The organism is Hymenobacter actinosclerus (assembly GCF_900111515.1).
Taxonomy (GTDB): Bacteria; Bacteroidota; Bacteroidia; order Cytophagales; family Hymenobacteraceae; genus Hymenobacter; species Hymenobacter actinosclerus.
This window is the reverse complement of sequence record NZ_FOHS01000003.1, coordinates 369,142-384,233: the sequence shown is the minus strand read 5'-3', so window position 1 is coordinate 384,233 and position 15,092 is coordinate 369,142. Positions and strand designations below refer to the sequence as shown.

General features: G+C 60.7%; 11 protein-coding genes. 6 read left to right on the top strand and 5 right to left on the bottom strand.

Annotation, left to right across the window (positions count from 1 at the left end; genetic code table 11):
* Positions 1–120: 120 nt before the first annotated feature.
* From BMY67_RS13215 to BMY67_RS13205, 3 genes are all read left to right on the top strand, one after another.
* Complete coding sequence (locus BMY67_RS13215) at positions 121–2,352, top strand: thioredoxin family protein (protein ID WP_092772328.1); 2,232 nt, start codon at positions 121–123, stop codon at positions 2,350–2,352.
* A 550-nt stretch (positions 2,353–2,902) separates the two neighbouring features.
* Positions 2,903–3,388: an AsnC family transcriptional regulator gene (locus BMY67_RS13210; RefSeq protein ID WP_092772326.1), complete on the top strand. Its 486-nt coding sequence runs from the start codon at positions 2,903–2,905 to the stop codon at positions 3,386–3,388.
* 160 nt (positions 3,389–3,548) lie between these two features.
* Positions 3,549–4,514, top strand: coding sequence for a TonB family protein (locus BMY67_RS13205; protein WP_092772324.1), 966 nt, complete (start codon positions 3,549–3,551; stop codon positions 4,512–4,514).
* Between the two features lie 125 nt (positions 4,515–4,639).
* On the opposite strand, the gene trxA is transcribed toward BMY67_RS13205, so the two are convergent.
* From trxA to BMY67_RS13185, 4 genes are all read right to left on the bottom strand, one after another.
* Positions 4,640–4,969, bottom strand: coding sequence for a thioredoxin (gene trxA / locus BMY67_RS13200; RefSeq protein WP_092772322.1), 330 nt, complete (start codon positions 4,967–4,969; stop codon positions 4,640–4,642).
* Positions 4,970–5,191: 222 nt separating this feature from the next.
* Positions 5,192–5,560, bottom strand: coding sequence for a hypothetical protein (locus tag BMY67_RS13195; protein WP_092772907.1), 369 nt, complete (start codon positions 5,558–5,560; stop codon positions 5,192–5,194).
* Between the two features lie 83 nt (positions 5,561–5,643).
* On the bottom strand, positions 5,644–6,561 hold the full coding sequence (locus BMY67_RS13190; RefSeq protein WP_092772320.1) for a TIGR01777 family oxidoreductase: 918 nt from the start codon (positions 6,559–6,561) through the stop codon (positions 5,644–5,646).
* A 116-nt stretch (positions 6,562–6,677) separates the two neighbouring features.
* Positions 6,678–7,199: a GbsR/MarR family transcriptional regulator gene (locus BMY67_RS13185; RefSeq protein ID WP_092772318.1), complete on the bottom strand. Its 522-nt coding sequence runs from the start codon at positions 7,197–7,199 to the stop codon at positions 6,678–6,680.
* A gap of 571 nt (positions 7,200–7,770) precedes the next feature.
* Here BMY67_RS13185 and BMY67_RS13180 point away from each other — a divergent pair.
* Both BMY67_RS13180 and BMY67_RS13175 read left to right on the top strand, forming a co-directional pair.
* On the top strand, positions 7,771–8,250 hold the full coding sequence (locus BMY67_RS13180; RefSeq protein ID WP_092772316.1) for a YsnF/AvaK domain-containing protein: 480 nt from the start codon (positions 7,771–7,773) through the stop codon (positions 8,248–8,250).
* A 77-nt stretch (positions 8,251–8,327) separates the two neighbouring features.
* Complete coding sequence (locus BMY67_RS13175; protein WP_245745042.1) at positions 8,328–9,176, top strand: YsnF/AvaK domain-containing protein; 849 nt, start codon at positions 8,328–8,330, stop codon at positions 9,174–9,176.
* Positions 9,177–9,312: 136 nt separating this feature from the next.
* Here BMY67_RS13175 and dnaE read toward each other — a convergent pair whose 3' ends face one another.
* Positions 9,313–12,996, bottom strand: coding sequence for a DNA polymerase III subunit alpha (gene dnaE / locus BMY67_RS13170; protein ID WP_092772314.1), 3,684 nt, complete (start codon positions 12,994–12,996; stop codon positions 9,313–9,315).
* Positions 12,997–13,301: 305 nt separating this feature from the next.
* Here dnaE and BMY67_RS13165 point away from each other — a divergent pair, with 305 nt between their 5' ends.
* Positions 13,302–14,909 (top strand): catalase, encoded by a 1,608-nt coding sequence (locus tag BMY67_RS13165; protein ID WP_092772312.1) that lies wholly within the window; start codon positions 13,302–13,304, stop codon positions 14,907–14,909.
* Positions 14,910–15,092: the final 183 nt, after the last annotated feature.

The window sequence follows — 15,092 nt, the reverse complement described above, 5'->3', positions numbered from 1 at the left end:
GGCCGCTACCGCCCGCAAGCCGGCCCCGCAAGCCGGCTCAAACCTGACTGCCGCCTGCCTGTTGCCGTTTCTGCCGACCTTTGTTATCAGTTCGGCCTCACTCTCCGCTTTTATCTGCCCATGATCCGTCGTTTCTTACTGTTGCCGCTGCTGCTGGCCTTGCTGCTGCCCCTGGGCCTGCGGGCCCAGGTGTTGCAGCCCACCAAGCTTACTACCACCCTAAGCCAGCCCACTGCTAAAGTGGGCGAGCAGGTGGAGCTGATTATCAATGCCCGCATCGATGCCACCTGGCACCTGTACGCCACCAACTTCGACCCCGACCTGGGCCCCACCATCTTCAGCCTACAGTTTGCCAAAAGCCCCGCCTACGAGCTGGTCGGCCCACCCAAATCGGTGGGCGAAACCAAGCACTACGACGACGTATTTAAAGGCGACGTCACCTACTTCGAGAAAACCGGCCAGATCCGCCAGCGCATCCGGGTGCTGCAGCCCGGCCCGCTTACCATCAAAGCCGAAGCCGAGTTCCAGAGCTGCACCGATGTGGACGGCCGCTGCATTCCGGGCGACGCCAGCCTGAGTTTCGGCCCGTTGCAGGTGAGCGGTACTACCGTGGCCGCCGCGCCGGCCGCCACCCAAACGCCCGCAACGGCCCCGCCGGCCGTCAAGCCCACCAGCCCCGAAGCCCTGTCGGCAACTCCTGCCGCTCCCGCTCCCGGCTCAGCTACTCAGCCGACTCCTGCCGTTGCGCCAACCAGCGTGGCTGGCCATGACACCCCCCTCGCGGTGGCTGCTGATAACAGCGTTGCCATCGTGGCACCGACGGCGGGGGCGCCGGCCACCAGCGGGGCCGCCGTAGCGGCCACGGCCGTCGAGTCGGCGGGCGGGCTGTGGGGCTTTGCCTTCGCGGCCTTCGTGTTCGGGCTCGGGGCGCTGCTCACGCCCTGCGTGTTCCCGCTGATTCCGATGACGGTTTCGTTTTTCACCAGCGGCGCCGACAGCCGGAAGCGCGGCATTCTCAAGGCCGCCGTGTACGGGCTCAGCATTATCGTCATCTACGTGCTCATTGGCGTGGTCGTGTCGGCGCTGCTGGGCGAAGACGGCCCCAACCTGATTGCCACCCACTGGCTGCCCAACCTGATCTTCTTCGCCGTGTTCGTGGTGTTCGGCCTCTCGTTTCTGGGGCTGTTTGAAATCACGCTGCCCCACAGCATGGTAAACAAGATTGATGCCCAGGCCGACAAAGGCGGCTGGGCGGGCGTCTTCTTCATGGCCCTCACGCTGGTGCTGGTGTCGTTTTCCTGCACCGGCCCCATTGTGGCTACCATTCTGGGCCTGGCGGCCCGGGGCGAGCGGGTGGCGCCGGTGGTGGGTATGCTGGGCTTCTCGCTGGCCTTCGCGCTGCCCTTCACGCTGTTTGCCATCTTCCCCACCTGGCTGAAAAGCCTGCCCCGCTCGGGCGGCTGGCTGAACACGGTGAAGGTAACGCTGGGCTTCGTGGAGCTGATGCTGGCCCTCAAGTTCCTGAGCATGGCCGACCTGGCCTACCACTGGAACCTGCTGCCGCGCGACTTGTACCTGGTGCTCTGGATTGCCCTTTCGGGCCTGCTGGGCCTGTACCTGCTGGGCCGTTTCAAGCTCTCCCACGATTCCGACCTCCCCCACCTGAGCGTGGGCCGGCTGCTGATGGCCGTGCTGGCCTTCAGCTTCATGACCTATCTGATTCCGGGTTTGTTCGGGGCGCCGCTGCCGCTGCTGGCCGGCTACCTGCCCCCCCAGAGCCGCACCGACTTTATGGTGGCCACTGCCGGTACCACGCAGGCCAGCGCGGTTGATGTGGTGCCCGTGGCCGGCTGCGAGCCGCCCCGCTACAGCGAGTTTCTGGAACTGCCCCACGGCCTGCCCGGCTACTTCGATCTGGAGCAGGCCCGGCGCTGCGCCCAGGCCCAGAACAAGCCGCTGTTCATCGATTTCACCGGCCACGCCTGCGTAAATTGCCGCAAAATGGAGGCCACCGTCTGGAGCGACCCGCAGGTGCTCAAACGCCTGCGCGAAGATTTTGTGGTAGTGGCGCTGTACGTCGACGACAAGACCGACCTGCCGGCTAGTGAAGTGTACACCTCCGCCCACGACGGTAAATCAAAAACCACCATTGGCAAGCGCAACGCCGATTTGCAGGTAACGGGCTTCAACGTGAATGCCCAGCCCTACTACGTGCTGCTCGACCCCAACGTGCCCGCCAACCAGGCCGGCGTGCTGGCCCCGCCGCTGGGCTACGAGCCCGATGCCGCCGCCTTCGTGCGCTTCCTCGATGCCGGCCTGGCCCGCTACCGCCAGCGCGTTGCCGGCCGCTAGCTGCTGGCCCCGCGCCGCCCGGCAAATTCCAAAAGCTCCCGACGGTATGTCGGGAGCTTTTATTTTGAAAGGCCCAGCGGATTTGCAATTAAAATACCTGACCTTTGCGGCCGGTTTCGGTACTATGGTGCCAGATTTGCTGAAAAGCAGCCCGTGAAGCCGAAAAATGGCAAAAAAGAAGGCGGCACCCACCCAGATGCCGCCTCTCAATTCAGAACGTACCCACCCAGATACGTCCCGGTATTCCCTTCCCCACTTAGTCCCACCAAATCGTTGTTGCTGTAGAAGAAGGAATCGAACCTTCGCGAAGTAGTTAGCCGGCCACCGGACCAATTTTTACCCTGTCCTCACTCCTGGAAGCGGAGGGCAAGTCTACCAATTTCATCGTTCTGCAGTAGTAAACAGCTCGCCGCCAGTTGCGTTGGATTGCGACAAATGTAGAAATCATATCAGTATGATGAAATAAGTTAAGATATTTTGGGTAAAAATTTACACTATTTTTAAACAAAAACTCGTTTGATTGGAATATACATAATCAAAGTTTAAAATAATGGCACGTAATTACGAACTTGACGACACCGACCGGAAAATTCTGGCGCTGCTTATCGAAGACGCTAAAACCCCTTATACCGAGATAGCCCGCAAGGTGCACGTATCGGGCGGGACGGTGCACGTACGCATGGCCCGCCTCGAGGAGCTGGGCATTGTGCAGGGCGCAACGCTTAAAATCGATTACCAGAAGCTGGGCTTCGGAGTGCGGGCCTTTCTGGGGATTTACCTGCAGAAAAGCTCGGTGTACGAGGGCGTAGTGAAAGCCCTGCGCGAGATTCCGGAGGTTGTCAGCATCGACTTCACCACGGGCGCCTACGGCATTTTCGCCCGCCTGATCTGCCGCGACACCAACCACCTGCGCGAGGTGCTCCACGGGCAGATTCAGCTCATCGACGGCATTGAGCGCACCGAAACGCTCATCTCGCTCGAGGAGGCGTTTAACCGGCCCATTCAACTGCCGGAAATCAAGGAAGACAACGACTAACGGCCGCCAGACCGTCCTTCCAGCTTACCCGCAGCCGAATCAATTGGCCGCGGGTAAGCTGGAATGGTATTTATAAAAGAAAAACAACCGATTGGTTGCCGTTTTATGGTAGCTAATCTATATTTAGTAGCCAGTAACTAGCGCTTTACCCTGGCTGCTTATGCGAATTCGCTACGTTTTTCTCCTGCTGGCCGCGGGTACGGTACGCCTGGCCCAGGGCCAGAGCCTGCCCGCTGTGTATCTCAACGACCAGAACCGGCCCACGGTGCCCGACAGCGCCACCCATTACCGGGTGGTGGAGCGCCGCAATGAGTTGCTGGGCACCCATGCCATGCGCGAGTTTTCGCTTCTGGGAGAGCTGCTGCTGAAAGGCACCCTCTCGTCCATCGACCCGCCGGTGCGCAACGGCCTGCTAACCTGGTACCACCCCGAAGGCAGCCGCGCCGCCCAGGTACACTACCGCGACGATGAAGCCAACGGCCTGTACGTGGGCTGGTACGAAGACGGCCGCGTCAGCCAGCGCGGCGACTATGCGAATGGGCAACGCGTGGGGCGCTGGATTTCGGTGCACCGCAACGGCCAGAAACGCTCGGAGGGGCACTACAACGCCGGCCGGCCGGTGGGCGAGTGGCGCTACTACTACGATACGGGCGAGCTGAGCGCCATCGAGATGCCCGACCGCCAGGGCCGGCCGCTGGCCTTGGCTTTCTTCAACAAAGACGGCTCGCCTTACATGCAGCCGGTGCAGGTGCGCAAGCTGCCGCGCTTTCCGGGCGGCGAGGCGGCGCTGCTCAGTCTGGTGGCCCGCAACACCACTTACCCGCGCGAGGTGCGCCGCAAGGGCATTGTAGGCACCGTACTGATAACGTACACGGTGGGCGAAGATGGCCGCGTAAGCCAGGTGCGGGTGGCCCAGAGCCTGGCCGCCGAGGCCGACCGCGAAGCGCAGCGCGTGGTAGCGAGTCTGCCCCGCTTTGAGCCCGGCCGCGAATACAACCTGCCCACGGCCATGACCTTTACCATCCCTATTTACTTCGGGCCGGGCTTTTCGCTGGCCTCGGGCTTGAAGCCTACCCAGACGCCGCCCTCCGAAGCCCGCGCCGCCGCCCCCGAAGCCACCGATTGAGCCACCGGGGCCAGGCGCGGCGGTAGCGTTGCCGGGTAGCATAGCTACGCAAAGAAACCTCCGTTCTGCCGGGCCAATAAGGCCGGCAGAACGGAGGTTTCAGCGTTTATTGCTTGGGTAGCGGACTAGGCCGTTACCTGGGCATCGAGCTTCTGGGCGAGTACGTGCTTGGGCACCGCGCCTACCTGCTTGTCCACTACCTCGCCGTTCTTGAACACGAGCAGCGTGGGAATGCTGCGGATGCCGAATTTGGCCGAAGTCTGGGGGTTGGCGTCCACGTCGACTTTGCCAATGATGGCTTTGCCTTCGTACTCGCCGGCCAGCTCTTCTACCACCGGCCCAACCATGCGGCAGGGGCCGCACCACTCCGCCCAGAAGTCCACGAGGACGGGCTTGTCGGAGTTGATGATTTCGTCGAAGTTGGCGTCGGTGATTTCGATTGCTTTATGTGCCATGGTAGTCAGATTTGGTTGAAAGGTGTGGTGCTTCTATACGGGCAAGCGGCCCGCAAGGTAGCAGATTGCGTTCCAACAAGGAGTAGGCCGGAAAGTTCACTTCGGCCAGAGTGGCAGTTTTGCCGCCCAATACCGCCCAGGCCCCGGTAGCCGTTTCCTACGCCGGGTGCGGGTACCGGGGCCGGAATTCGGCTCAGATTACCGCGGGCTAATCAGCCGACGTTAAGAGTGGTAGGCCTTGGCGTACTGCTGGGCGCGGTTGCGCAGCTTGTAGAAAACGTAGAGGTTGAAGAAGTGCATGGCGCCCAGAATCAGGATGATGGTGCCCACCTTCACGCTGAGCATTTCCACGGTTTGCTGGTAGCTGCTGATGGGGCCGGTGCTGCGGAGCGTGAGCATGGCGTAGCCGATATTGACGAGGTAAAAGCCTGTCAGCAGGAGCTTGTTCACGGAGTCGGCCAGGGCCTCATTGCCGTGGAAGATGTCGACCAGAAACGTGCGGCCGTTGGTGAACAGCGTGCGGGCGACCCAGACCGTAAGCGCAACCGTGGCGGGGAGGTAAACGCCGTAAACGAGGAGGTGGAAGTTCATGGCAATAAGGTTGAAAAGTGAAAAATGAAGGAAAAAAGTGAAGAAAAACAGTGGACGGTAGAAGCTGCCGGGGGCGGCCGTCATCAGGTAAGCTGCGGCAGTAAGTCGGCCAGGGCGGCGGGGCAGCGGGGGTAGCGGAACTGGAAGCCCGCGGCCAGCAGGCGGTCGGGCACTACCTTGCGGCTCTTGAGAATCAGCTCGGTTTCGGTGCGCAGCAGGAAGGCGCCGACTTCCAGCAGCCACCGGGGCTGCGGCAGGTGCCAGCGGGGCCGGTAGTGCGCGTCGAGCAGGGCCATGAGGGCCTGGTTGGGCAGCGGCTCGGGAGCGCACAGGTTGAACGCGCCCTCCAGTTGCGGATGAGCCACCAGAAACTCCACGGCCCGGCAGAAATCGACGACGTGCAGCCAGCTGACCCACTGCTGCCCGTTGCCCTGCGGAGTGCTGAGGCCGAACCGGGCCAGGCGGGCCATTACGGGCAGCGCCCCGCCATCGGCGCCCAGCACAATGGCCGCGCGCAACGCCACCCGGCGCGTGGCGGGCACCGGCGCCAGGCTGAACTCGGCTTCCCAGCGCTGGGCCACCATCTCCGAGAAGTTGCGCCCGAGCCGGCCGCCGGCTTCCGTGTTGGCCGGCTGCGGGCCGGGAGTGTCCTGGTAAACAGTGGCGGTAGAGGCGTTCAGCCACACCGGCGGCGGAGTGCGGCAGGCCGCTACGGCTTCGCCCAGCACCCGGGTACTATCGGTGCGGCTGCGCACGATGGCGTGGCGGTTGGCGGCGTGGTAGCGGCAATCCACCGATTTGCCGGCCAGGTTGATGAGTACCGCCGCGCCTTCCAGCTCGGCCGCCCAGGGGCCCGGGGTGCGCCCGTTCCACTGCACTACGCCCGGCCGCGCCTTGCGCCCCAGCACCACTACGGCGTAGCCCAGCTGGCTGAAATGCCGGACCAGATGCCGGCCCAGAAAGCCGCTGCCACCCGCGAGAACCAATTTGGGCCGTTCCATAAGCAGTGTAAAAGGAGGTTGGGGGAAGAGAAAAGGATGGGGGAGTAGCAGACGCTTTGTTTATTTTCGAACTTTCAATAAATAATGAAATATATAGGCAAAAAAATAAGCCGGCCTCAGGAACGCGGCCGCATAAGCTTCATGAACGTGCTCAGGAACCAGTTCTCATCGGCTTTAATGAGCGTGGCGGCGGCGCGGTCGGCGAATTCGGCGAAGCTCTGGATGCTGCCAATCATCTGGGTGAAGGCCTGGGTTTCCTCGGGCGAGGCGGCGGGGGAGGGCTCCACCTGCCGGATTTCGCCCAGCACCCGCATAATGGGCGCCAGCTCGCGCTTGTGGCGCTCCTGCAAAATGAGGGTGGCCACGCGGTGAATATCCTTTTCGGCCGAGAAAAACTCGCGCCGCTCCCCGGGCCGCAGTTCCTTGCGCACGAGGCCCCAGTCCATGAGGGCGCGCACGTTGAGGTTGGCGTTGCCGCGCGAAATCTGAAGTTGCTCCATGATATCCTCGGCACTCAGCGCGCCCGCCGACACCAGCAGCAGGGCGTGCACCTGGGCCATTGTCCGGCTCACCCCCCAGGCCGAGCCCAGGGTGCCCCAGCCTTCAATGAATCTGCTTTTAGCTTCGTCGAGTTGCATGCCTCAAATGTAGAGGAAGATTTCAAACTTTCAATAAAAATTGAAAGTTTATTTTCTGCAAATCACTGGCTCGGTTCCTTGGCCGCCTCAGCCAACCTGAAAGGCTGGGAGCAATGGGGGCGTAGAACGGCGAAGGCTCGTAAACTGCCCGACCGCGTCTGTAACCAATGTCGAGCCGGCGTCCATGGTGGAACGCCGAGGAGGCAACAGGGGCAAGCGGCCGTAGCTGCCGGATTGCCCCCCGAGATGCGCCCGGCCCGGCTAGTAGTAAAGCAACACAAATTGAACAATGCCCGGATAGAAAAGTACTGGCCCAAATTTTATTGCAAACTGCTTAGAGTGTAATAGCTCAGATTGCTGTGGGCGCAGCGCTGGCACTTGAATACTGTAAACGCGTCCGGATAAGGCGCTATATATGAATGTTATATATAAATAGTCCGTTAGTGAATAATACTATTCCTTCAGCAGGGCCAGAGCCCAGGCGTTGGCAGTTTTTAATAACAGAGACGGGCAAACGGCGTAAAGAAGCAGGCAAACCCAGTGTTTTTCAATCTGCGACTTTCCCTTCCTGATGAACCCGAACCCCGGCATCTTTCCTCCCGACGGCGAACCAAATACCCCCGCCCGGTTAGCCACTGCGGCCAGCCGGCCGATGGTGCTGCCCGTGATAGAAGAGCAGGCAGTGGTGGGTCGGGAAGTGGTGGAAACCGGTCGGCTGCGCATCAGCAAAACCGTGCAGGAGCACGAGCAGGCGGTGAATGTAACGCTCCAGCACGATGAAGTGCAGGTGGAGCACGTGGCCATCAACCAGTTTGTGGCCGACGACGCGCCGCTGCCGGGTAGCCGCCAGGAGGGCGATGTGCTGATTGTGCCGGTGCTGCGCGAAGTAGTGGTTACCCGCGTGCTGATAGTGAAAGAGCTGCGCATCAGCAAGCGCGTAGTCGAAGAAACGCACACCAGTACCGTCAATCTGCGCCAGGAGCAGATTCAGGTAGAGCGCCTGAATGTAGCCGGCCCCGGAGTTTCGGGCCCGGCTACCGACCAGCCGTAATGCCCTTTCAATCAACCCTGACTTACCGATTACTCTTTTCTTTTCCTTTCCTTTTTCTAACCTTTCAATTACTTATCATGGACCAGATGAATCAGACCGTAGTAGGAATTTTCGATAATGCCGACCAGGCTAAAATGGCTGCTCAGCAACTGAAAGCTGCCGGCTTCTCGCTTGATGACGTAGATACCATTTCCCGCGACTCGGAGAACAGCAGCAATTATTACAACAGCACGGGTACTGCCACCGAAGCCGTTGGCGACGCCGCCGGCCGCACCGGCGACGGTATCAGCAACTTCTTCAGCAACCTGTTCGGCGACGATACCGACGATGCCAGCCGCTACTCGCACGCCGCCCGCAACAGCCACTCGATGGTAACTGTGCACTGCAAATCGGCCGACCACGCCCATAAGGCCGCCGAAATCCTGGACAATGCCGGCGCTATTGATGTAAACGAAAAGGCCCAGCAGACGGGCTACAAGGCCAACAACATGGCCGCCGGTGCTGCTGCCAACACAAACCAGACTGGCAACAACGAGGTGTCGGCCAAGGTAATAGAGGAGAACCTGCAAGTGGGCAAGCGTGTGGAGCAAACGGGCGGTGCCCGCCTGCGCAGCCGCATCGTGGAGCGTCCGGTAGAGGCCAATGTGCGCCTGCGCGAGGAGCACGTAAACGTAGAGCGCACACCCGTAAACCGTCCGGCTACCGAGGCTGACTTCAACGCCTTCAAGGAAGGGGATGTGGAAGTAACTGAGCGGGCCGAGCGGGCCGTAGTGAGCAAAGAAGCCCGCGTGGTGGAAGAAGTAACGCTGGGCAAAGAAGTAACCGAGCGCGAAGAAACCATCCGCGACACGGTGCGCAAAACCGAAGTGGACGTCGAGCAGCTCGGCGCCAAGGACGTGCGCAACGACGACCGCAAAAATAGCTAAGCAACACTTTGCCGCTTAGTTACAAACGCAACAGCCCTGTTCGGTTTATCCGGGCGGGGCTGTTGCGTTTAGCGGCTTGATCTGGTTGCTATGAACCGGGCCATGAATGAATCAGCGTAACCAACGCAATCTGTTATCAAATGAGCTGGCAGGCGTCGATTTCCATCTCGCGCATCTTGCGGATGAACTCCTTGGGCTCGATGCGGTAGCGGCGCGAGTAGGTGTCGACGGCCAGATGCTCGTGGGGCTCGGCGAACTTGATTTCGAGCTTTTTCGAGCCGGCGGCACCTTCCACGGCCTCCATGAAACGGTCCATGAAGGGCTCGGTGATGGTGCGCAGATCGAGCTGCACGCGCACGCCGTTGGAAAGCTTCTCGGCCACGTTGAACAGCGGCTCCATGGTCATAATCTTGAACTCGAACTGGTCGGAGTCGCGGAAGCGTTGGGCGTACTTGCCGCGGATGAACATGGGCGGCACCTGCTCCTTGTCGTAGTTGCGCGGGTTTATCAGGGCCGAAAACTTGGAGTAATCGTCGCGGAACAACGCCAGGTTGAGGCTGGCGTCGTAGTCTTCGATGTTGAAGCTGACGAAGGGCTGGCCGGTTTTGGTGGTTTTGAACAGCACGTTGGAAATCAGCCCGGCCACCGTCACGTCGCGGTTCTTATAGGTCTCAATCTTATCGAGCCCGCAGGTGCAGTACGAGTCAATTTCCAGCTTGAAGTCGTCGAGCGGGTGGCCCGAGAGGTAGAAGCCCACCACCTCCTTTTCGCGGCGCAGCTTTTCGGTGGGGCTCCAGGGCTCCATATCCTGGATTTTGGGCATCGGAATGGCCATTTCGCCGCCGCCGCCGCCAAACAGACTCTGCTGGGCCGACTCCTTGGCCGCCTGGTGCTGCTGGCCCACTTTCATGGCCTTCTCAATCAGGCTCTGGTCGTTGCCGGGCGCTTCCATAAACTGGCGGCGGTGGTAGCGGTCGAACGAGTCGAAGGCCCCGGCCTGGGCCAGGCTCTCGAAGGTTTTCTTGTTCACGGCCCGCAGGTTCACGCGGCGCGAGAAGTCGAAAATGTCGCCGTAGGGTCCGTTCTGGTCGCGCTCCTGCACGATTTCCTCCACGGCCGCCTCGCCCGCACCCTTCACGGCCGCCATGCCGAAGCGAATCTGACCCTGCTTGTTCACGTTGAACTTGAGGATGGATTCGTTCACGTCGGGCCCGAGCACGGCCACGTTCTGCTTGCGGGCTTCCTCGATAAAGAAAGTCACCTTCTTAATATCGCCCATGTTGTTGGTGAGCACCGCCGCCATGTACTCGGCCGGGTAGTGGGCCTTGAGGTAGCCGGTCTGGTAGGCCACGAGGCTGTAAGCTGCTGAATGTGAGCGGTTGAAGCCGTAAGCGGCGAACTTCTCCATCACGTCGAACACCTCGTTGGCCTTTTTGGCCGCGATTCCGTGCAGGGTTTTGGCGCCCTCGCAGAACTTCTCCCGCTCCTGGGCCATCTTCTTCATGTCCTTCTTGCCCATGGCCCGGCGCAGGAGGTCGGCGCCGCCGAGCGAGTAGCCGGCCAGAATCTGGGCCGCCTGCATAATCTGCTCCTGATACACCATAATGCCCTGCGAGTAGTTCAGGATGGGTTCCAGCAGCTCGTGCGGGTAGTCGACTACTTCGCGGCCGTGCTTGCGGTTGATGAAGTTGGGGATGAACTGCATGGGGCCCGGCCGGTACAGGGCGTTCATGGCAATCAAATCCTCGATGTTGGTGGGCTTGAGGTCTTTGAGGTACATGCGCATGCCCTCGCTCTCGAACTGGAACGTGCCGATGGTGTCGCCGCGCTGGTACAGCTCGTAGGTTTTCAGGTCGTCAATCGGAATCTCGTCGATGTCGATTTTGATGCCGTGGTTTTTCTCGATCAGGTTGATGGCGTCCACGATAATGGTGAGCGTTTTCAGGCCCAGGAAGTCCATTTTCAGCATCCCGGCACTCTCAATCACCTTGCCGTCGAACTGGGTGATGAGCAGGTCCGAATCCTTGGACGTCGAAACCGGGATGTACTTGGTGATATCGTCGGGGGCGATGATGACGCCGGCCGCGTGGATGCCGGTGTTGCGCACCGAGCCTTCGAGCTGGGTGGCTAGGCGCAGAATGTGGCCCCGCAGGTTGTCGGGCGAATCGTCGCGCCGGATCATATCCAGTTCCTGGTTTTCGGCGAAGGCCTTGGTGAGCGTGGTGCCCACCTGGTCGGGCACCATTTTCACGAGGTCGTTGGCCACCGGCAGCGGCAAGTCCATCACCCGCGACACATCCTTGATGCTGCTTTTGGCGGCCATGGTGCCGAAGGTGATAATCTGGGCCACCTGGGTTTTGCCGTACTTGTCCACCACGTAGTCAATCACGCGCTGGCGGTTCACGTCGTCGAAGTCGATATCAATATCGGGCATCGACACGCGCTCGGGGTTCAGGAAACGCTCGAACAGCAGTGAGTACTTGATGGGGTCGATGTTGGTGATGCCCACGCAGTAGGCCACGGCCGAGCCGGCGGCCGAGCCCCGGCCCGGCCCGATGGCCACGCCATTGTTGCGGCCGTGGTTGATGAAATCCTGGGTGATGAGGAAGTAGCCGGCAAAGCCCATCGTCTCAATCACGCGCAGCTCGTAGTCCAGGCGCTCCTCAATTTCGGGCGTGCGGTCGGAGTATCGGCGCTTGTCACCCTCAAACGCGCCCTTATATGTAAGGTGGCGCAGGAAGGCGTCGGCGTTGGCGTGCTCGGCCGGAATGGGGAAGTTGGGCAGCAGAATATCGCGCTGCAGCTTGGGCGGCGTGATTTTGTCCACGATTTCGTTCGTGTTGTCCACGCTCTCCGGCACGTCGGCAAACAGGGCGTTCATCTCGGCCTGGCTCTTGAAATAGAACTGGTCGTTGGCGAAGCCGAAGCGCGACTTGGGCCGCGGGGCCTGGGCCTCCTCGTCGATGCGCTGGAGCTGGCGGCGCACGGCGGCGTCCTGGCCGGCCAGGGGCCGCAGGTTGTCGAGGTGGTCATACAGGACCTTGTTGTCCTGGGAAATCAGCCGGAAATACTGGGTCTGGAAGTCACCGACCGGGATGCTGTGCTCCTCGCCGGTGTTCACGCACAGCAGAATATCGTGGGGCGCGAAGTCGGTCTGGTCGACGTAGTGCGAGTCGTTGGTGCAGATAACCTTGACGTTGTACTTGCGGGCCAGCCCGAGCAGCACCTGGTTCACGTCTTCCTGGCTTTTGCCGGTGCCATCGAAGTTCATCAGCCCGTGGCGCTGAATCTCAATGTAGTAATCGTCCTCGAACACGTCAATCCACCACTTGAGCAGCTCCTCGGCCCGGGCCTCGCTCTCGAACAGAATGGCCTGGGGAATCTCGGCCCCGATGCAGCAGCTGGTGGCAATCAGGCCCTTGTGGTATTTGAGCAGCAGCTCCTTATCAATGCGCGGGAACTTGCTGTACACGCCCTCGATGAAGCTCATCGAGCAGAGCTTGCTCAGGTTGTGGTAGCCGTCCTGGTCTTTGGCCAGCAGCAGCTGGTGGTAGCGCTTGTCCCGCTCGCCCTTCTCGCGGCTGAAGGCCTTTTTGTGGCGGTCGGCCACCATATAAAACTCGCAGCCCACAATGGGCTTCACGTTGTACTTGTTGGCCTCGGCCACGAAGTTGAATGCCCCGAACATGTTGCCGTGGTCGGTGAGGGCCACCGCCGGCATGCCGTCGGCCTGGGCCTTTTTCATCAGACCCGAAATCGAGGCCTGGCCATCGAGCAGCGAATACTGAGTGTGCGAGTGCAGGTGCGAGAAAACGGGCATGTATTTTTAATTAATAATTAAGAATTAGAAATTAAGAATGCTGTTGGCCTGGGATGCATTCTGGGCTTTCTGATTCGGCCTTCGGCTAGAGTAAAGTTACCACCGTCGGGCCGGAAAGGAAAGTTGGAAAAGCCACCCTTTTTGCGTAATCAGAACAACGGTCGGCCGCCGGCGGAAGTGCGGTGAAAGGCAAAAGCCAAAATTCTAGTGGAGAATAATTCTCCACTAGACGGAACATCTGCCTACCTTAGCGGTAGTCTACTGCCGACTACTCTTTCAGGAATCCACCAACTTATCCATACCACATGGCACACGACGAGAAGCATTCCGCCCCGAATGGCCGCAACGGCCATAATGGCCACGACAAGGCCGCCGGCGAGGACGCCCGCACCCTCACCACCCGCCAGGGCCATCCGCTCAGCGACAACCAGAACCTGCGCACGCTGGGCAACCGCGGCCCGGCCACGCTGGAGAACTACCAGTTCATCGAAAAAATCAGCCACTTCGACCGGGAGCGGATTCCCGAGCGCGTGGTGCACGCCCGCGGGGCCGGGGCCCACGGCACCTTCGAGGCCTACGGCAAGGTGGGCGACGAGGACATTGCCAAGTACACCCGCGCCAAGCTGTTCAACACCAAGGGCAAGGAAACGCCCGTGTTCGTGCGCTTTTCTACGGTGGGCCACGGCGGCCACTCGCCCGAAACCCTGCGCGACCCGCGCGGCTTCGCGGTGAAATTCTACACCGAAGACGGCAACTGGGACTTGGTGGGCAACAACCTGAAGGTGTTCTTTATCCGCGACGCCATGAAGTTTCCGGACCTGATTCACTCCCAAAAGCCCGACCCGGTGTTTAACCGCCAGACCGGCGAGCGGATTTTCGACTTCATCAGCAACACGCCCGAGGCCATGCACATGGTGTCGTTTCTGTTCTCGCCCTGGGGCATTCCGGCCAACTACCGCCAGATGCAGGGCTCGGGCGTGAACACCTACAAGTGGGTGAACGATAAGGGCGAGGCTATGCTGGTGAAGTACCACTGGGAGCCCATGCAGGGCGTGAAGAACCTGACCCAGGCCGAAGCCGAGAAGATTCAGGCCAAGAACTTTAATCACGCCACCCAGGACCTGTACGAGAACATCAAGAAGGGCAACTTCCCCAAGTGGGAGCTGCGCGTGCAGCTGATGAGCGACGACGAGCACCCGGAGCTAAACTTCGACCCGCTCGACGACACCAAAATCTGGCCCGAAGACCAGTTCCCGCACCTGCCCGTGGGCATGATGACGCTCAACCGCAACCCCGAAAACTACTTCGCCGAGGTGGAGCAGGTGGCCTTCGGGACGGGCGTGTTGGTGGATGGCCTCGATTTCTCGGACGACAAGATGTTGCAGGGCCGCACCTTCTCGTACTCCGACACCCAGCGCTACCGCGTGGGCCCCAACTACCTGCAACTGCCCATCAACGCGCCCAAAGTGCGGGTGGCCACCAACCAGCGCGACGGCCAGATGGCCTACCACGTGGATGCCGCGCCCGGCCAGAACCTGCACACCAACTACGAGCCCTCCTCGCTCAACGGCCTGACCGAAGCCAAACCGGCCGGCCCCGACCACATGCCCGAGTACAACGGCCGCCTGATGCGCCAGACCCTCGACCGCGAAAACAACTTCGAGCAGGCCGGCGAGCGGTACCGCCAGCACGAAGACTGGGAGCGTGACGACCTCATCAACAACATGTCGGGGGCGCTGGCCGGCGCGGCCGAGGTCATCCAGACCAAGATGCTGGAGCTGTGCACCAACTGCGACCCGGATTGGGGCCAGCGCCTGCGCGAAGGCATTGCTCATGCTAAGGAGATGATGATGAAGGACGAGCAGGCTGTAGAAGAAGCGGAAGAAATATCCCACGAGGCCAAGCCATATTAGGGCTTTGCACCCTTGATTGAAGCCTGAAAAGCCCGGCCACCTGCGTAAGGTGGCCGGGCTTTTTGCTTGGAATGGTCGGTTGTAGCGATGCGACCCTTCGCGTCTCAGCGTTGAACAATAGCATGGGTCGTTCAACATCAGCAACGCCGAGACGCGATGGGTCGCGTCTCTACAACCTGCTAC